The sequence below is a fragment of the Salinicola halimionae genome (assembly GCF_003206065.1).
Classification (GTDB): domain Bacteria; phylum Pseudomonadota; class Gammaproteobacteria; order Pseudomonadales; family Halomonadaceae; genus Salinicola; species Salinicola halimionae.
Genome location: NZ_PZJQ01000002.1, coordinates 276,194 through 295,169, shown reverse-complemented (window position 1 = coordinate 295,169; position 18,976 = coordinate 276,194). Strand labels below are relative to the sequence as shown.

General features: G+C 63.5%; 16 protein-coding genes. 14 read left to right on the top strand and 2 right to left on the bottom strand.

The window, feature by feature from the left end; translation table 11 throughout:
- Positions 1-208: 208 nt before the first annotated feature.
- Genes DOM27_RS01860 through DOM27_RS01835 form a run of 6 tightly spaced genes read left to right on the top strand, consistent with a single transcriptional unit; the run spans position 209 to position 7,202 of the window.
- Complete coding sequence (locus DOM27_RS01860; RefSeq protein WP_110654361.1) at positions 209-1,387, top strand: acyl-CoA dehydrogenase family protein; 1,179 nt, start codon at positions 209-211, stop codon at positions 1,385-1,387.
- Positions 1,384-2,247, top strand: a complete 864-nt coding sequence (locus tag DOM27_RS01855; protein WP_110654360.1) for an enoyl-CoA hydratase — start codon at positions 1,384-1,386, stop codon at positions 2,245-2,247. Before DOM27_RS01860 ends, DOM27_RS01855 begins: the two co-directional genes overlap by 4 nt.
- On the top strand, positions 2,244-3,437 hold the full coding sequence (locus tag DOM27_RS01850) for an enoyl-CoA hydratase/isomerase family protein (RefSeq protein WP_110654359.1): 1,194 nt from the start codon (positions 2,244-2,246) through the stop codon (positions 3,435-3,437). Before DOM27_RS01855 ends, DOM27_RS01850 begins: the two co-directional genes overlap by 4 nt.
- Positions 3,424-4,209, top strand: coding sequence for an SDR family NAD(P)-dependent oxidoreductase (locus DOM27_RS01845; RefSeq protein WP_110654358.1), 786 nt, complete (start codon positions 3,424-3,426; stop codon positions 4,207-4,209). Before DOM27_RS01850 ends, DOM27_RS01845 begins: the two co-directional genes overlap by 14 nt.
- A 27-nt stretch (positions 4,210-4,236) precedes the next feature.
- Positions 4,237-5,442, top strand: a complete 1,206-nt coding sequence (locus tag DOM27_RS01840) for an acetyl-CoA C-acyltransferase (protein ID WP_110654357.1) — start codon at positions 4,237-4,239, stop codon at positions 5,440-5,442.
- 29 nt (positions 5,443-5,471) lie between these two features.
- Positions 5,472-7,202 carry an AMP-binding protein gene (locus tag DOM27_RS01835; protein ID WP_110654356.1) on the top strand — a complete coding sequence of 577 codons (1,731 nt, stop codon included), beginning with the start codon at positions 5,472-5,474 and terminating at the stop codon, positions 7,200-7,202.
- 135 nt (positions 7,203-7,337) lie between these two features.
- Here the strand turns inward: DOM27_RS01835 and DOM27_RS01830 are convergent, their stop codons facing one another.
- Positions 7,338-8,072 carry an SDR family NAD(P)-dependent oxidoreductase gene (locus tag DOM27_RS01830; protein WP_110654355.1) on the bottom strand — a complete coding sequence of 245 codons (735 nt, stop codon included), beginning with the start codon at positions 8,070-8,072 and terminating at the stop codon, positions 7,338-7,340.
- 84 nt (positions 8,073-8,156) lie between these two features.
- Between DOM27_RS01830 and DOM27_RS01825 the strand changes: the two genes are divergently transcribed.
- The gene (locus DOM27_RS01825; RefSeq protein ID WP_110654354.1) at positions 8,157-8,513 is read left to right on the top strand and encodes a winged helix-turn-helix transcriptional regulator; all 357 of its coding nucleotides are present in this window, start codon (positions 8,157-8,159) and stop codon (positions 8,511-8,513) included.
- Between the two features lie 39 nt (positions 8,514-8,552).
- Here the strand turns inward: DOM27_RS01825 and DOM27_RS01820 are convergent, their stop codons facing one another.
- Positions 8,553-8,978, bottom strand: coding sequence for a hotdog fold thioesterase (locus DOM27_RS01820; RefSeq protein WP_110654353.1), 426 nt, complete (start codon positions 8,976-8,978; stop codon positions 8,553-8,555).
- A 247-nt stretch (positions 8,979-9,225) separates the two neighbouring features.
- On the opposite strand from DOM27_RS01820, the gene DOM27_RS01815 reads away from it, so the two are divergent.
- The 7 genes from DOM27_RS01815 (at position 9,226) to DOM27_RS01785 (ending at position 18,946) form a co-directional block, all read left to right on the top strand.
- Positions 9,226-10,395 (top strand): isovaleryl-CoA dehydrogenase, encoded by a 1,170-nt coding sequence (locus tag DOM27_RS01815; RefSeq protein WP_110654352.1) that lies wholly within the window; start codon positions 9,226-9,228, stop codon positions 10,393-10,395.
- Between the two features lie 11 nt (positions 10,396-10,406).
- The gene (locus tag DOM27_RS01810) at positions 10,407-12,014 is read left to right on the top strand and encodes a carboxyl transferase domain-containing protein (RefSeq protein WP_110654351.1); all 1,608 of its coding nucleotides are present in this window, start codon (positions 10,407-10,409) and stop codon (positions 12,012-12,014) included.
- Positions 12,015-12,126: 112 nt separating this feature from the next.
- Positions 12,127-12,990 carry an enoyl-CoA hydratase-related protein gene (locus DOM27_RS01805; RefSeq protein ID WP_110654350.1) on the top strand — a complete coding sequence of 288 codons (864 nt, stop codon included), beginning with the start codon at positions 12,127-12,129 and terminating at the stop codon, positions 12,988-12,990.
- Positions 12,987-15,101 (top strand): acetyl/propionyl/methylcrotonyl-CoA carboxylase subunit alpha, encoded by a 2,115-nt coding sequence (locus DOM27_RS01800; protein ID WP_110654349.1) that lies wholly within the window; start codon positions 12,987-12,989, stop codon positions 15,099-15,101. The genes DOM27_RS01805 and DOM27_RS01800 overlap by 4 nt, the downstream gene beginning before the upstream one ends.
- 1 nt (position 15,102) lies before the next feature.
- Positions 15,103-16,002 carry a hydroxymethylglutaryl-CoA lyase gene (locus DOM27_RS01795; protein ID WP_110654348.1) on the top strand — a complete coding sequence of 300 codons (900 nt, stop codon included), beginning with the start codon at positions 15,103-15,105 and terminating at the stop codon, positions 16,000-16,002.
- Positions 16,003-16,415: 413 nt separating this feature from the next.
- Positions 16,416-17,828 (top strand): aldehyde dehydrogenase family protein, encoded by a 1,413-nt coding sequence (locus tag DOM27_RS01790; RefSeq protein WP_110654347.1) that lies wholly within the window; start codon positions 16,416-16,418, stop codon positions 17,826-17,828.
- 5 nt (positions 17,829-17,833) lie between these two features.
- Positions 17,834-18,946, top strand: a complete 1,113-nt coding sequence (locus DOM27_RS01785) for an iron-containing alcohol dehydrogenase (protein WP_110654346.1) — start codon at positions 17,834-17,836, stop codon at positions 18,944-18,946.
- The last annotated feature ends 30 nt before the right edge of the window (positions 18,947-18,976 follow it).

Genomic DNA, 18,976 nt, shown 5'->3' with positions numbered 1-18,976 from the left:
TTTCGGCAGTCGCTTCAACATGTGACCTTGACGTTAATGTCAACTTGTCGCCATCCGACCTTGGTCTTTGAGCATTAGGTCCAATTGTGGCAGCGCGGAAGGCATCGCTAGAACTGGAAGATGGTATGTGCCCCAGGCCTACAAGGCGTGGCACGTCAAAAGACGTTTATCGAACCCGAACCCCCTCAGCGATGGAAATCCCTTCGTCATGAATTTCGAACTCGACGACGATCAGTTGGCCTACCGGGAAGCGGCACGCCAGTTTTCCCGGCGCGAACTGGCGCCCAATGCCGCCGAATGGGACGCCAACAGCGTCTTTCCCGTGGAAACGTTGCGCCGCGCTGGCGAGATGGGCTTCTGCGGGCTCTATATCCCCGAGGCTCACGGTGGCCTGGGGCTGAGTCGGCTCGATGCCACCCTGATCATCGAGGAGCTGGCCAAGGGCTGCACCACCACCACCGCTTTTCTGACCATCCACAATATGGTCAACGGGATTCTCTCCCGCTACGCCACGGACGCCGTGCGCGAGGCCTGGCTGCCGGCCATGATCACCGGCGAGAAGCTGGGCTCCTACTGCCTGACCGAACCCGGCGCCGGCTCCGACGCCGCGGCGCTGCGAACGCGGGCACGTCGTGATGGCGACGGCGATCAAGACGGCTATGTCATCGATGGCAGCAAGATGTTCATCTCCGGCGCCGGCAGTACGCATCTGCTGGTGGTCATGGCACGCACCGGCGAGCCGGACAGCGGCGCCGATGGGATTTCCGCCTTCGCGGTACCGGCGGACACCCCCGGCATCGAGTACGGCAAGCACGAGGAGAAGATGGGCTGGCGCAGCCAACCGACCCGAGCCGTCAGCTTCGACGGCGTGCGCGTGCCGGCTGACCATCGCCTGGGGGAAGAAGGCGAAGGCTTCCGGATCGCCATGCAGGCGCTGGACGGCGGGCGCATCAATATCGCCACCTGCTCAGTGGGCACGGCCCAGGCCGCGCTGGAAACCGCACATCGCTATATCGAGACGCGGGAACAGTTCGGCAAGCCGCTGGCCAGTTTCCAGGCACTGCAGTTCAAGCTCGCCGACATGGCCACGCAGCTCGTCGCGGCGCGCCAGATGGTGCGGCTGGCCGCCAGCAAGCTGGACCGCAACGATCCCGACGCCGCACTCTACTGCGCCATGGCCAAACGCTTCGCCACCGACGAAGGCTTCTCGATCTGCAACGACGCGCTGCAGCTTCATGGCGGCTACGGCTATCTGCGCGACTACCCGCTGGAGCGCCACGTTCGCGACTGCCGGGTCCATCAGATTCTCGAGGGCACCAACGAAATCATGCGCCTGGTGGTAGCTCGCCGACTGCTGGCCAAGGACGACCTGGAGAATCTGTCATGACGACCGATCACGACTCTTCATCCCACGACGACGCCACTAACACCGGTCTGCACCTCGAACGACGCGGCGCGGTGGCGCTGATCACCATCGACAACCCGCCCGCCAATACCTGGCACGAGGCCTCGCTGACCGCGCTGGAGCATCACATCGAGGCGCTCAACGCCGACCCCGAGATCCAGGCGCTGGTGGTCGTCGGTGCAGGAGACCGGTTCTTTTCCGCCGGGGCCGATCTCAAGCGCTTCAGCGAAGGCGGCAAGCCCGCGGCGCTGGAAATGGCGACCCGCTTCGGCCGGGCGTTCGAGGCACTCGGCGCCTATCGGGGCGTCAGTATCGCCGCGATCAACGGTTACGCCATGGGTGGCGGACTCGAATGCGCGCTGGCGTGCGATATTCGTATCGCCGAACGCCAGGCGCAGCTGGCGCTGCCCGAGGCCAAGGTGGGTCTTTTGCCCTGCGCCGGCGGTACCCAGCATCTGCCGTGGCTGGTGGGCGAAGGCTGGGCCAAGCGCATGATTCTGTGCGGCGAGCGCATCGATGCCGAACGCGCGCTCGCCATCGGCCTGGTGGAAGAAGTCGTCGACACCGGCACCGCGCTGGAAGCCGCGCTCGCCTTGGCCGCCAACAGCACGCAGCAGAGCCCGGAGGCGCTGGCGCGCTGCAAGCGCCTGATCATGAACGCCCGTCACCAAGATCTGCCCAGCGGCTACCGGATGGAGCGCGAGCTGTTCCTGGAGCTGTTCGACACCGACGCGCCCACCGAGGGCATCGGCGCCTTCCTCGACAAGCGCGAGCCCCGCTGGAGGCTCGATTCCGGGGCGACCGAGCACGAAACATCAAAATCGGGCGGAAATGAGTCATGAGCGACCCGGTCCGATTCGACTCTCTTCATTTAGAGACCTTGGCCACCGCCGACGGCCACCGCATCGGCAGAGTGACGCTCGACGCGCCCAGGAGCCTCAATGCGCTGACGCTCGAGATGATCGACGGCCTGCAGTCACGGCTCGATGCCTGGGCCGCGGAACCCTCCATCGTGGCCGTCTGGCTGGAAGGCGCCGGCGACAAGGCCTTCTGCGCCGGCGGCGATGTGGTCACGCTGCATCGTGCCATTGTCGACGGCCAGGCCGGCCACGTCCCGGACGCCGCCGAGCATCGAAACGACGAGAGTTTCGTGGCGCGCTATTTCAGTCACGAGTATCGCCTCGATCACATCCTCCACGGCTACCCCAAGCCTGTCATCGCCTGGGGCGATGGCATCGTCATGGGCGGTGGTATCGGCCTCATGGCCGGTGCCTCGCATCGTGTGGTCACGCCGCGTTCGATGCTGGCGATGCCGGAGATCACCATCGGGCTCTATCCGGACGTCGGCGCCAGCTGGTTTCTGAATCGCATGCCCGGCCGCAGCGGCTTGTTCCTGGGGTTGACCGGCGCCCGACTCAACGCCAGCGACGCGCTGTTCGTCGGTCTTGCCGACCGCTTGATCGACGACACACGTCGAGAGGCCGTGATCGATGATCTGCGCCAGGCAGACTGGCGCGAGCCCGCTCTCGCCGTGGGCCGCGTGCTGCGGCAACACGCCGCCGCCAATCGCGAGCAAGCGCCACCGCCCGAGGTCCAGCCACGGCTCGATACTCTCGACTCGCTGACCGATGCCGATAACGACGCGACGCTGATTCGCCGGGTCATCGACGCCGGCAGCGATGACGACCCGTGGATCGCTTGGGCGGCGAAAAATCTGGCCGCCGGGTCCCCGCTCTCGGCCCGACTGATCCTGCGTCAGTTGTCTCGCTGCCGACGGCTGTCACTGGCCGAGGTGCTGCGCCAGGAGCTGAATCTCTCGCTCGCCTGCGCCGCCCGGGGCGATCTCGCCGAAGGCGTCAGGGCGCTATTGATCGACAAGGACCGGAACCCCCGATGGCAGCACATGCACGGCGAAGTACCCGACGCCGATATCCAGGCCTGCTTCGTTTCCCCGTGGGATTGCGATGGCCATCCACTGCGCGATCTCGTCGATCGGCCTGCCGATAAGGAGCCGACTCATGCAACTGGCTGAACGCACTTTCCTCGTCACCGGCGGCGGCTCCGGGTTGGGCGCCGCCACGGCACGGATGTTGATCGAGGCCGGCGCCAACGTGGCGCTGGTCGATCAGGATATCGAAGCGGCCCGCAGCCAGGCGGACGCGCTCGGCAAGACGGCGCTGGCCCTGCAGGCGGACGTGACCCGCGAAGCCGATGGCGAGCGGGCGATCGCCGACACGCTCGAGCGGTTCGGCGCTCTGCACGGGCTGATCAACTGCGCCGGCATCGCGCCAGCAGAGAAGATCCACGGCAAGCGCGGCATGCACGGTCTCGACAGTTTCCGCCGCGCCATCGATATCAATCTTGTCGGCACCTTCAACATGCTGCGTCTGGCGGTAGCCGCGATGCAGGACAGGGCTTCGAATGACGGCGTCTCTATCGACAACGACGGCGAGCGCGGCGTGGTGATCAATACGGCGTCGATAGCCGCGTTCGAAGGCCAGATCGGCCAGGCTGCCTACGCCGCCTCCAAGGCTGGCGTGGTCGGGCTGACACTGCCCGCCGCCCGCGAACTGGCGGCCTCCGGTATTCGTGTCATGGCCATCGCCCCCGGCATCTTCGACACCGCGATGATGCAAGGCATGCCCGCCGAGGTACGCGACGGCCTCAACGCCAAGGTGCCGTTTCCCATGCGGATGGGCCACGCCGAGGAATACGCCTCGCTGGTGCGCCAGATCCTCGAGAACCGTTATCTCAATGGGGAAGTGATCCGGCTCGACGGCGGCATTCGAATGAATGCCAATTGATGCCACGAACTCACAGAGAGAAACGCGATGAAATCCGAAGACCCGATCGTGATCGTCGGTGCCAAACGCACGCCGATGGGCGCTTTCCAGGGCGCGCTCGGCGGCTTGAGCTGCCCGCAGTTGGGCGCGGCGGCGATTCGCGGCGCACTCGTACACGCCGGGCTGGCGCCGGACGCCGTTGACGAAGCGGCCATCGATGAAGTGCTCATGGGCTGCGTGCTGCCGGCGGGCCTCGGCCAGGCTCCCGCACGCCAAGCGGCCCTCGGGGCCGGGCTCGCCGAATCGACGCCATGCACCACCATCAACAAGATGTGTGGTTCCGGCATGAAAGCGGTGATGCAGGCGTTCGACGCGCTGTCGCTTGGCAGCGCCGGGCATGCCATCGCCGGCGGCATGGAGAGCATGAGCAACGCGCCTTACCTGCTGCCCAAGGCCCGTGCCGGGCTGCGCATGGGGCATGCCCAGATGCTCGATCACATGTTTCTCGACGGCCTGGAGGACGCCTACGAACCGGGCCGACTGATGGGCACCTACGCCGAGGATTGCGCCCAGGCCTTCGGCTTCACCCGCGAACGCCAGGATGCCTACGCCATCGATTCGTTGACCCGGGCCAGACGAGCGATCGATTCCGGGGTGTTCGCCAGCGAGATCGTGGCGCTGGAAGCGCCGGCCGGGCGCGGTACGGATCGCGTCGAACACGATGAACCGCCGTACAAGGCCAATATCGACCGCGTTGCGCAGTTGAAACCGGCCTTCCGCGACGGCGGCACGGTCACCGCCGCCAATTCGAGCTCGATCGCCGACGGCGCCGCGGCGCTGGTACTGATGTGCCAAAGCGAGGCCGAGCGGCTGGGCCTGACGCCGCTGGCGCGGGTGCATGGCCATGTCAGCCACGCCATGCGTCCCGGTGATTTCCCGGTGGCACCGATCCACGCCATCACCAAGCTTTATGAACGGCTCGGCTGGTCGCGGGAGAGCGTCGATCTCTATGAGATCAACGAGGCCTTTGCGGTGGTGGCGATGGCAGCCATGCACGAACTCGGGCTCGATCATCAACGAGTCAACGTGCACGGCGGCGCCTGCGCCCTGGGTCATCCCATCGGCGCCTCCGGCGCGCGGATACTGGTCACGCTGTTGAATGCGCTGACCCAGCGCGGAGTGACGCGGGGCGTGGCGGCCATCTGCATCGGCGGCGGTGAAGCGACCGCAGTGGGTATCGAGCGATTGAGATAGCGGGATCGAGACTTCGAGGGGACGCCAGCATGAGCACGAACGAGATGAGCTACGTCAGCGGTACCAGCGATCTGCCGCTGATCGGCATGACCATCGGCGACTGCCTCGATGCGGCCGCCAGCGAATGCCCTGACCGCGAGGCGCTGGTCAGCTGCCACCAGAATCTGCGCTACACCTACGCCGAACTGCGCGCGGAAGCGGATCGTATCGGCCGAGGGCTGATGGCGCTGGGCGTCGGGCGCGGCGACCGGGTCGGCATCTGGTCGCTCAACGGGGCCGAGTGGGCGCTGACCCAACTCGCCACCGCCAAGATCGGCGCGATTCTGGTCAACCTCAATCCCAGCTATCGCGCCCACGAGCTCGAACATGCGCTGACTCAGTCCGGCCTTTCCACCCTGGTGCTGCAGGGCGCCTATCGAATCGGCGGCACGGTCAAGTCACATTACGTCGACATCCTCTGCGAGCTGGCACCGGCACTACGCGATCCGCCGATGAGCGACGACAGGCCGCTGGCCGGCGAACGCACCCTGACCTGTGACACGCTTCCCCAGCTCAAGCACGTCATCTGTCTCGACGACGCGCTGGCGACGCCGAGGATGTGGCACTGGTCCGATCTGCACACCCTGGCCGAAAACGTGCCCGCCGACCGGCTGGCGGCGCAGCAGGCCGAGCTGCAGTTCGACGACCCGATCAACATTCAGTACACCTCCGGTACCACCGGCGCACCCAAGGGCGTCACGCTGACCCATCACAACATTCTCAACAATGGCTTCTTCGTCGGCGGCGGGATGAACCTGCAGCCCGGCGAGCGGGTGGTGATTCCGGTACCGCTGTATCACTGCTTCGGGATGGTGATGGGCAATCTGGCGTGTCTTTCCCATCGCGCCACGGCGATCTATCCCAACGACGGTTTCGACCCCGAAGCGACGCTGCGCGCGGTGGAAACCGAACGCGCCCAGGCGCTCTACGGCGTGCCGACGATGTTCATCGCCGAACTCGAGCATCCGCGCTTCGATGATTTCGATCTCTCCAGCCTGCGCACCGGGATCATGGCCGGCTCCAACTGCCCCATCGAGGTGATGAAGCGCGTCATCGAGCGCATGCACATGGAAGACGTCACCATCGCCTATGGCATGACCGAAACCAGCCCGGTCAGCCTGCAGACCCGGCCGGACGCTCCGCTAGCCAAACGCGTTGCCACCGTCGGCACCATTCACCCGCATCTGGAAGTGAAGATCGTCGACCCCGCCAGCGGCCGGATCGTGCCGCGCGACGTCAGCGGCGAGCTCTGCACCCGTGGCTACAGCGTGATGCTCGGCTACTGGAACGACGACGCCGCGACCCGCCAGTCGATCGATCCGCAGGGCTGGATGCACACCGGGGATCTGGCGATGATGGACGACGACGGCTTCGTGGCGATCACCGGACGCATCAAGGACATGATCATTCGCGGCGGCGAGAACCTCTACCCCCGCGAAATCGAAGAGTTTCTCTACACCCACCCGGCGATATCTGACGCCCAGGTCTTCGGCGTGCCGGACCCGAAGTACGGCGAGGCGGTCACGGTCTGGGTACGCTTGGTGGAGGGCGCCGAGCTCGACGAAGACGCCATCCGCGATTACTGCCGTGACCGCATCGATCACCACAAGATTCCGCGCCATGTGCGCTTCGTCGACGAGTTCCCGATGACCGTCAGCGGCAAGGTCCAGAAATTCCGCATGCGCCAGACAACGAGCCAGGAGCTGGGGTTGGATCCGTAACGAGGCTTGATGAAGAGACGCTCACGTTCAAAGCGAATCGAATGAAAAGCCAGCGCCAACTACCTTTGCGTGGGAGTCGGCCCCAGCAACTCATCGCTCAATGATGACCGGCATCGATGACCGGCACCTTTAACGTTAGACCTGAGCGTAACCGCCATCGACGAACACTTCGCTACCCGTCATGAAGCTACTGTCATGGGAAGCGAGAAACGCGGCGACCGCAGCCGTTTCGGCGGGATCCCCCATCCGTCCGAGCGGCGTGGCCTCCCTCTGCCCGGCAAGGATGTCATCGTCCAGTAGCGCTTTCACCGTGTCCGTCTCCGTCAGGCCGGGAGACAGAACGTTGACCCGGATGCCAGTTCCTCGGAGATCCTGGGCCCAGCTCCTGGCGAAGTTGCGAACAGCCGCTTTGGAAGCGCTATAAACGCTCATCGCTGGCGTACCCGTCACGCCTACCGTAGACCCCGTCAAAATGATCGAGCTGCCGGATGGCATCAAAGGCAGCGCCTTTTGCACCGTGAATAGCGTTCCTCTGACGTTGATATCGAAAGTGTGGTCGAAATGCTCTGGCGTGATGACACCGAGAGCCACCAGTTCACCGACCCCGGCATTCGCGAACAGAATATCGAGACTGCCCTTTTCAGATTTCACCGCAGAGAACAGTCGATCGAGATCTTCCGATTTCAAAACATCGCCCTGAATGGCACGCGCATTGGATCCGAGTTCGGCCAGGGCTTCGTCGAGAGCTTGCTGCCTGCGCCCGAAGAGATAGACGAACGCGCCCTCGGCGGTGAAACGCTGCGCCGTGGCCAGGCCAATCCCCGATGCGCCGCCTGTGATGACGGCGGTTTTTCCCTGTAGTTTACCCATCTGCCTGCACTCCCGATGTTGAGTCCAAGCAGGTTAAGAACTAACATTCTTTCATACAAGTATGCACCTTTTGGTAAGTACCAGATGAACGAGACATCAGTATCCTCACCTTTCATTTGTGGTCTCGACGCCACGCTCCATGTCATGGGAGGCAAGTGGAAGCCGCTCATTCTCTACTTTCTGAAGCATGGCTCTCAGCGCTACGGCGAGCTGAAACGCAGCGTGCGTGGCATCAGTCATAAAATGCTGATTCAGCAACTCAAGACGCTGGAACGCGATGGCATCGTGTCGCGAACAGATTATGGGGAGATCCCGCCCCGGGTGGATTACGCCTTGACGCCGCTGGGCCACAGTCTGTGTGAAGCACTCAGGCCATTGTGCAGTTGGGGAGATCAGCATACCGAGATGATCGCCGCCACGATCGACAAACGCGACGCCTAGCAAACGGCCTGACCTACGCTGCCTCTGCGGAGGCCTGATTCAACCGCGGTTGACTACCGCCATGGTCAGCCGCGACATGCACACCAGCCGGCCGCGCTCGTCTTCGATGCGAATTTCCCACAGCTGGGTGGTGGCTCCGAGATGCAGCGGCCGGGCACAGCCTTCGACCCATCCCTCACGCATCGCGCGTACGTGGTTGGCATTGATATCGAGCCCGACCGCCATCTTGTTCGGATCGGCCAGGCAGAGATTGGCGGCAATGCTGCCGAGCGTCTCCGCTAGCACCACCGAGCCGCCGCCGTGAAGCAATCCGTAAGGCTGGCGAGTTCGCGCGTCCACGGGCATTCGCCCGCGCAAACAGTCATCGCCCAGCTCGGTGAATTCGATGCCGACATGGCTGACCAGCGTATTCCGACACTCGGCGGTGAGGTCGTTAAGGGATGACTCGCGTTTCCAGATCGACATGAAAGGCCTCGGCGTCGTGAGTTAGAGAGAGAAATTGTGAGAGAACGCGTCTTCTCCGACGAGCTCATGTCTTATCACATTGACGCTAACGTCAGTCCACTCGGATTCCGGACCTTCGAAATGAGCGAATCGGGTTTGCTCATTTCATCCTAGACCATGGTCGGGGGACTCTAGCCGCCTTCGCATATTGACGTTAACGTCAACGTATCAAGCCGTAGAAGCTGTATCCGACAGCGAGGATTCCACCATGCACGCCCCCTATACCGAGCTCGATTTCGGCCTCGACGACACGCTCAACATGCTGCGCGAGCAGGTCAACGCCTTCGCCCGAGACGAGATCGCTCCCCGTGCGGCCCAGATCGATCACGACAACCTCTTCCCGGCCGATCTATGGCAGAAGTTCGGCGACATGGGCCTGCTCGGCATCACTGTCAGCGAAGAAGACGGCGGCAGCGGCATGGGCTATCTCGCTCACTGCATCGCCATGGAAGAGATTTCTCGGGCCAGCGCGTCGGTGGGGCTCTCCTACGGTGCCCACGCCAATCTCTGCGTCAATCAGATCAAGCTCAACGGCAGCGCGGAACAGAAGGCCAAATACCTGCCCAAGCTGATCAGCGGCGAGCACGTCGGCGCACTGGCGATGTCCGAACCCGGCGCGGGGTCGGACGTGGTCTCGATGAGCCTGCGTGCCGACAGGCACGGCGATCACCACGTGCTCAACGGCAACAAGATGTGGATCACCAACGGCCCCGATGCCGACGTGCTGGTGGTCTACGCCAAGACCGACCCGGAGGCCGGCGCCAAGGGCATCAGCGCCTTCATCGTCGAGAAGGGAGTCGCCGGTTTTTCCACCGCGCAGAAGCTCGACAAACTGGGCATGCGTGGCTCCAACACCTGCGAGCTGGTGTTCGAGGATTGCCAGGTGCCGGCGGAAAACGTGCTGGGAGAAGAGAACCGCGGCGTGAAAGTGCTGATGAGCGGGCTCGACTACGAGCGCACCGTACTCGCCGCCGGCCCTGTCGGCATCATGCAGGCGTGCCTGGACGTGGTGGTGCCCTACGTTCACGAGCGCAAGCAGTTCGGTCAGCCCATCGGCGAGTTCCAGCTGGTGCAGGGCAAGCTCGCCGACATGCACACCACGCTCAACGCCTGCCGCGCCTATCTCTACGCGGTGGCCGGCGCCTGTGATCGCGGCCGCGCCACCCGCAAGGACGCTGCCGGGGTGATTCTCTACTGCGCCGAGAAAGCGACCCAGATGGCGCTGGACGCGATCCAGCTGCTCGGCGGCAATGGCTATATCAACGAATACCCCACCGGGCGCCTGCTGCGCGACGCCAAGCTCTACGAGATCGGCGCGGGGACCAGCGAGATCCGGCGGATGTTGATCGGGCGCGAACTGTTCTCTGAATCCGCGTAAGGGACACGGCGATGTCTATTCTGACCACCCAGATCAATCCGCGTACGGAAGCCTTCCAGGCCAACGAGGCGGCGCTGCGGGGCGAAGTCGACAAGCTGCGCGAACTGACCGCCAGCATCGCCCGGGGCGGCGGCGACAAGGCCCGCACGCGGCATGAATCCCGCGGCAAGCTGTTCGTCCGCGACCGGATCGACCACCTGCTCGACGAAGGCGCGGCGTTTCTGGAAATCGGCGCTCTGGCGGCGCACGAGGTCTACGACTCCCCCGTGCCCGCCGCCGGCGTGGTGGCGGGGATCGGCCGGATCAGCGGCGTGGAGTGCGTGATCGTCGCCAACGACGCCACGGTCAAGGGCGGCACCTACTTCCCGCTGACGGTGAAGAAGCATCTTCGCGCCCAGGAGATCGCCCGCAAGCATCGCCTGCCGTGTGTCTACCTGGTCGACTCCGGCGGTGCCTACTTGCCCGAGCAGGACGAGGTCTTCCCCGACGTCGATGACTTCGGCCGCATCTTCTACAACCAGGCCACGCTTTCCGCCGCCGGCATTCCGCAGATCGCGGTGGTGATGGGCTCGTGCACCGCCGGTGGTGCCTACGTGCCGGCGATGGCCGACGAATCGATCATCGTGCGCGGCCAGGGCACCATCTTTCTCGGCGGCCCGCCGCTAGTGAAGGCCGCCACCGGCGAAACCATCAGCGCCGAGGATCTGGGCGGTGCCGACGTGCACGCCAAGATCAGCGGTGTGGTCGACCACTATGCCGAAAACGACGCCCACGCGCTGCAGCTCGCCCGCCGCGCCGTTTCTCGTCTCAATTGGCAAAAGCGCGGTCAGCTGACGATGAAAAAACCCGCACCGCCACGTCTCGACCTGGCGGAGCTCTACGGCATCGTCGGCACCGACCTGCGCAAGCCGTATGACGTGCGCGAAGTGATCGGGCGGTTGGTGGACGATTCCGACTTCGACGAATTCAAACGTTACTACGGCGACACCCTGGTCACCGGCTTCGCCCACTGGTGCGGCCATCCGGTGGGGATCGTCGCCAACAACGGCGTGCTGTTCTCGGAATCCGCCCAGAAAGGCGCGCACTTCATCGAGCTATGCGCTCAGCGCCAGATTCCGCTGATCTTTCTGCAGAACATCACCGGCTTCATGGTCGGTTCCCAGTACGAGAAGGAAGGCATCGCCAAGCACGGCGCCAAACTGGTCACCGCCGTGGCCTGCGCCAAGGTGCCCAAATTCACCGTGCTGATCGGCGGCAGCTTCGGTGCCGGCAATTACGGCATGTGCGGTCGCGCCTACGACCCGAACCTATTGTTCATGTGGCCCAACGCGCGCATCTCGGTGATGGGCGGCGAGCAGGCCGCCAACGTGCTGGCCCAGGTGAAACGCGAGCAGTTCGAACGCGATGGCAGCGACTGGCCGGAAGACGAGGAAGCGGCGTTCAAGACGCCGATTCGCGAACAGTACGAACGCCAGGGCCACCCCTATTACGCCAGCGCCCGGCTGTGGGACGACGGCGTGATCGACCCGCTGCAGACCCGCGACGTGATCGGACTGGCGCTATCCGCTGCAATGAATGCGGAGATAGAGGAGACGCGCTTCGGCGTGTTTAGGATGTAGGCGCTGCGCGCTCAGCCACGAGCGACGGACAGCGAGCCACGAGCAGTTCGAAGCTCGAAGCTCGAAGCTCGAAGCTCGAAGCTCGAAGCAAACATGATCACGAGAGGCCGCCATGGCAGCCATATCCGATAGCTTCACCCATCTGTCCATCGATCCCCGCGGCGTCGCGCGGCTGACGTTGGACCGCCCCGAGGTGCACAACGCCTTCGACGATGAGTTGATCGTCGAGCTCAACGCCCATCTTGAGCGCCTGCACGCGCTGGCAAAACGTAGCGAAGTGCGGGTGGTGGTGCTGGGCTCCGACGGCAGGCACTTTTCCGCCGGGGCGGATCTCAACGGCATGAAGCGTATGGTCGACTTCAGCTTCGACGATAACCTCAAAGACGCCCGCGCGCTGGCGCGCCTGATGCAGCAGCTGGACGCGCTGCCCTGCCCGACCCTGTGCCGCGTGCAGGGCGCAGCTTACGGCGGTGCGGTGGGGCTCGCCGCCTGCTGCGATGTGGTGATCGCTTCCGACAAGGCGAAATTCTGCCTGTCGGAAGTGCGTATCGGCCTGTCGCCGGCGGTGATCAGCCCCTATGTACAGCGCGCCATCGGCCCGCGCCAGATGCGCCGCTACGCGCTCACCGCCGAGGTGATCGACGCAGTTACCGCGCAGGCGCTCGGCCTTGTGCATGAGGTGGCCGATGGGGAAACACTGGACGTCCACATCGACCGGATGATCGATCGGCTGCTCGCCGCCTCGCCCCAGGCCCAGCGCGCGACCAAGGCGCTGCTGGCCCGTGTCGACCGCGATCCCGACAGCGACGCCACAGTGGACGCCACCTGCCGCACGATCAGCGAACTGCGGGTCAGCCGCGAAGGTCAGGAGGGGCTCGCGGCGTTTTTCGACAAGCGCCCACCCGCCTGGCAACGCACGGGGGATGCCAACGGGGATCAGGACGGCAATACGGATAACAAGGAGCCGCGCTCATGAGCCTGACCCACGCGCCTTGCCCACTACGTTCGGTGCTGATCGCCAATCGCGGCGAGATCGCCTGCCGCGTGTTGCGCACCGCCCGTCGCCTGGGGCTTCGCACCATCGCCGTCTATTCCGATGCCGACGCCAACGCGCGCCACGTGCGCGAAGCCGACGAGGCCGTGCGCCTCGGCCCGGCGCCCGCGCGGGAGAGCTATCTCGATATCGACAAGGTCGTTGCCGCCGCCAAGCGCAGCGGCGCCGACGCCATCCATCCGGGTTACGGGTTTCTCTCCGAGAACGCCGAGTTCGTCGCCGCCTGCGAGGCCGCCGGTATCATCTTCGTCGGCCCGCCGGCCAGCGCCATCGCTGCCATGGGCGACAAGGCGTCGGCCAAGGCGCGCATGGCCAACGCCGGCGTGCCGCTGGTGCCCGGCTATCACGGCGAGGCGCAGGACGATGCCCTGCTCAGGGAAGAAGCCGGCAAGATCGGCTACCCGGTGCTGCTGAAAGCCAGCGCCGGCGGCGGCGGCAAGGGCATGCGGGTGGTCGCGTCCGACCGCGAGTTCCAGGCCGCCCTCGACGGCTGCCGCCGCGAATCCCGCGCCGCGTTCGGTGACGAACGCATGCTGATCGAGAAATACCTGACCCAGCCACGCCACGTCGAAGTGCAGGTGTTCTGCGATAGCCAAGGCGACGGCGTCTACCTGTTCGAGCGCGACTGCAGCGTGCAGCGCCGCCACCAGAAGGTGCTGGAAGAAGCCCCCGCGCCCAACCTGCCCCCCGCGCTGCGCAAGGAGATGGGCGAAGCTGCCGTCCGCGCCGCCCAGGAGATCGGCTATGTCGGCGCCGGCACGGTGGAGTTCCTGCTGGATGCCGCCGCTGAATCTGTCTCAAACACCGAGACGAGCGAAGCGGCGCATTTCTACTTTATGGAGATGAACACCCGCCTGCAGGTCGAGCACCCGATCACCGAGATGATCACCGGCGAGGATCTGGTCGAGTGGCAGCTGAGCGTGGCCGCCGGGCTGCCGCTGCCCAAGGCGCAGGATGAACTGACGCTGACCGGCCACGCCATCGAAGCGCGGCTCTACGCCGAGGACCCGGACAACGACTTCCTGCCCGCCACCGGCACGCTGGAACGGTTCGGGCTCGATCTGAACGCCGGCGGCCTGGCGCCGGATCGCGTGCGCCTGGATAGCGGCGTCGAAGCCGGCGATGACGTCTCGATGCACTACGACCCGATGCTGGCCAAGCTGATCGTCCACGGCGAGGATCGCGGCCAGGCCCTGGCGGAGATGGATCGTGCGCTGGCGGCACTGGATGTCTCCGGCGTGACCACCAACCGCCGTTTTCTGCAGCGGCTGGTGACGCATCCGGATTTCATCGCCGCCCGGCTCGACACCCGCTTTATCGAACACCACCACGACGACCTGTTCGCGAGTGAACCGGTCACCGATGCGGACATCGCCTGCGCCGCGCTGGTGGCGCTCGACCAACTCGAACAGGCAGGCGACGAACATTCACCATGGAACCGCCGCGACGGCTGGCGGCTCAACGCCCCGCAGCACGTTCGACTGGCATTTGCCGAGGCCGAGGGCGCGCCGCCGATCCCCGTGACCGCGACACGCTCTGGATCGCAGTCAACTTGGCAACTGAGCGTGAATCGGGATGGAAAAGAGTCAAATGACTACGAGGGGAAGTTGCAGCGGCTCGACGGTGACGCCGTGGCGATCACCCTGGATGGTCATCGCCGCCGCCTGCTGACACGCACCGATTCTGCCCCCGAGGGCGAAACGATCATCCTCACCGCCGCCGGCTTCGAATCCCGCCTGATCTGGCGGCGCTCGGACCGGGTCGATCATCTATCGCATGAGGTCGAAGCCAAACTGAGCGCGCCCATGCACGGCACCGTGGTGGCGCTGCTGGTGGAACCCGGCCAACCGGTCGAGAAAGGCACGCCGCTGGTGGTGGTAGAAGCGATGAAGATGGAGCACACCCTGAGCGCTCCCGCCGCCGGCGCGGTGGAAGCGTTTCACTTCAAGGTGGGCGACGCCGTGGCGCAGGGGGATGAGCTACTGGCGTTCGCCAGTGCCGAGGCTATTGCCGACACTAGCGGGGAAAACTGACATGGGGATGCCTAAGCACGTCAGTATCGTCGAAGTCGGCCCGCGCGACGGGCTGCAGAACGAAGCCGAGCCCATCGCCACGGCCGCCAAGCTGGAACTGATCGAGCGGCTCGGCGCGGCGGGGCTCAAACGAATCGAAGCGGCGAGTTTCGTCTCGCCCAAATGGGTGCCGCAGATGGCGGATCACCGCGAGGTGATGACCGGCATTCGCCGCCGGCCGGGCGTGATCTATTCCGCGCTCACGCCCAACATCAAAGGGCTGGAATTTGCGCTGGAGTGCGGCGTCGAGGAAGTCGCCGTCTTTGCAGCGGCCAGCGAGAGTTTCTCGCAAAAGAACATCAATTGTTCCATCGCCGAATCGCTGGATCGCTTCGCCCCGGTGATCGAACGCGCCCGTGAGTCAAACGTGCGCGTGCGCGGCTATGTCTCCTGCGTGCTCGGCTGCCCGTATGAAGGCGAAATCGCCCCCGCCAGAGTCGCCGAGGTCTCGAAGGCACTGTACGAGATGGGCTGCTATGAAGTCTCGCTCGGCGATACCATCGGCGTCGGCACTCCGCTCCACGCCAAACGCCTGATCGAAGCCGTGGCGCACGACGTTCCTATGAACAAGCTCGCCGCCCACTTCCACGACACCTACGGCCAGGCACTCGCCAACCTATACGCCGTGCTCGAAGAAGGCATCGGCGCGATCGACAGCGCCGTCGCCGGTCTCGGCGGCTGCCCCTACGCCAAGGGCGCCACCGGCAATGTCGCCACCGAAGACGTGATCTACCTGCTCAACGGCCTGGGAATCGAGAGCGGCGTGGATCTGGATAAGTTGGCGGAAACGGGGGTGTGGATAACCCAAACCATCGGCAAGCCGAATCGGTCGAAAGTGGGTGTGGCGCTGGCCGCGAAGTGATCGTCAGGCCAATAAAGACTCTCACAAAACGCAAAAGCCCCGAACTAGACGGTTACCCCCCAAGCGCCTGCCCGAAGCCAGCAAAAGAGATCCCCGCAGACCGTCTTGCCGAGTTCCTTCAGGAGCTTCATGCCAGACGTCCGGCAACCGGGTTACAAAAGGACCGCGATTCTACCGACACCTCTGATCATGCACGAGCTCGGTATTCGATCATTGATGAGCAAGAGTGCAATCCTTTGCTTTAAAAATATTTTTGTACCCTTCTTTATAGTATTTGTTTTGCATAGGCTTGGTTATCCGCCCGACGAAAGTCGCATCACAAAGCCCGTATATTTTCTGAAATTTCAGTTATGATTTCAATTAGCATGGCAATAGGAATAACAAAAAATCACTTGGCCTGAGAGGAGGAAGATATGATCAACGCTCCAGATGTCATCAGTGAACTCGTTTCGAAAGCACGAAAAGCTCAAGCGATCCTGAATGGATATAGCCAGGATCAGGTTGACCTGATTGCTGCGGCTATCGTCTACCATTTATCGCGTCCAGGCCTTGCAACCCGAATCGCCGAGATGGCCTACGAAGAGACGGGGATGGGCCTGATCGAGAGCAAGCGCGCCAAGCTCACCCAGAAGATGCCTGCCATTTTCCATGACATCCGTAGAGAAAAGACCGTCGGCGTTATCGACCGCGATGAAGAAAACGGCATCACGACCATCGCAAAGCCTTTCGGGGTCATTGCCGCCCTTGTGCCGAGTACAAATTGCGAGGCGACCCCGATCTTCAAGGCAGTCCTCAGTATCCGTGCCCGTAACGCGGTGATCTGCGCCCCGCATCCGGCGAGCAAGAACACAACCCAGTTCGTTGTCAACGTCATCCGCGAAATCCTGCGGACCCTCGATGCGCCGGAAGACCTTGTCCAATGCATCGATGCACCGTCGAAGGCGCTGGCGGGCGAGCTGATGGCGCAATGCGATCTGACGATGGCCACGGGCTCTGGCGACATGGTCAAGGCAGCCTATTCCTCGGGCCGACCAGCCTATGGTGTGGGAGTCGGCAATACCGCGGTGATCATCGACGAAACCGTCGATCTAGAGGAAACCACGGCCAAGATCAGCACCGGCAAGACTGGCGACAACGCCTCGGGTTGCTCGGCGGAGAACTCGATCATCGTTCACGCCTCGATCTACGATGACTTTCTCCGTGCTCTGGAAGCCCAGGGCGCTTATATCGCGACCATGGAAGACAAGAAAAAGCTGCAGGCAGTGATGTGGGAGGATGGACACGTGTCCCGCAAGGTCGTCGCACGACCTGTCACGGAAATTGCAGCGCTGGCCGGAATCGAGCCGCCGGCGGACAGTAGCTTCATCGTCGTCGAGGAGACCGGCGCCGGTCCTGACTTCCCCTTCTCGGGCGAGAAGCTGTGCCTTGTGCTGACCTGCTACAAGTACGAAAGCTTCGAGGAAGCGGTGGCGCTGGTGAACAAGATCACCGATTACTCGGGCGCCGGCCATTCCTGTGGGATCCATTCCCACGACAGTGCCCGCATCCTCAAACTCGGACTGGAGACACGTACCTCCAGAGTCGTCGTTCGTCAGCCCCATGGCGTGGCCAATTCCGGCAGCTGGTCGAACGGTCTTGCCAAGACCTTCTCGCTCGGCTGTGGGAGCTGGGGCGGGAATTCGGTTTCCGAGAACGTGACCCAAAAGCACTACTACAACACGACGAGGGTTGCGGAACCGCTTGAGCGCACAGTTCCGGACGAAGCGGCGATCTATGGGCATCTGCTCGACAAGATCGCTGATCTACACCTCACACCGGGGGTATAACGACCATGCAGTTCGCCATTCGTCCCAAGATTCATGGCTACGACACCTTTGCTGCCTTCGAGCAGGCGAACGCAGTTGGCCCGCGAGATCTGATATTCACACAGCGAATCCTTCACGAGACGTTCTTCGCACAAACCCAGGCGCAGACGCTGTTCTATGACGACTTCTGCGGCGGCGAACCGACGGATACCGCCGTCGACGCCATGTTGATCGAGGTGCGCTCGCGCGATTTCGACCGGCTGATCGCGATCGGTGGCGGCTCGATTCTCGACTGCGCCAAGGTACTGGCACTAGATTCGAACGACACCGTCGCATCCCTGTTCGCGTCAGGAGTGCAGCCTGAACGCAAGGTTGAACTGATCCTATCCCCGACGACCTGCGGGACAGGCTCTGAGGTAACCTGCGTCTCGGTTTTCGACTTCCCCGAGATCGGCAGTAAGATCGGCAAGGGATTCGATGCGGGCTTTGCCGATCACGCGGTACTGATCGACGAACTTCTCTCGAAGATCCCTTACCAGATCTTCGCAACATCGTCGGCCGATGCGCTTGTCCATGCACTCGAGATCTATCTCGCTCCGAAAGCGAACGCCTACACAGACGTGTTCTGCCTCGCAGCCACGCGGTCGCTTCTTCAGGGATATATGCGGATCGTCGAGTTCGGGCCTAGCGTGATTCAAGAAGATGCCAAAGCCTACCTCGCCGCGAGCAATATGGCCGGGATCGCGCTAGCGAACGTGCTGGCCGGCGGCGTGCACGCGATCGCAATGCATTTCGGTAGCGAACATCATGTGCCGCATGGAGAGGCAACACGACTATTCCTGCCGTCTGTCTTTAAAACCTATTATGAAAAAGTGCCCACTGGAAAGATCGCGAATATCGCGCAGCTAATCGAGGAAGTTCTGGGACCCTGCCGTCCAGGGCGAACGCCCTTCGATGTGCTGGATGCGCTTCTCGCCAAGGTCGTTCCGACGCAGCGGCTGAGCGGATATGGCATGGATGCTAGCGATGCCGATCGCTATGCCGACAAGGTCATCGAAACCCAGCAACGGCTTCTAGTGAACAACTACACGCCTCTTTCGAAAGCCGATATCGTTCAGGTATACAACCAACTCATGTGAAGAGGCTGTGGAACATTGAGAAGCGAGGAC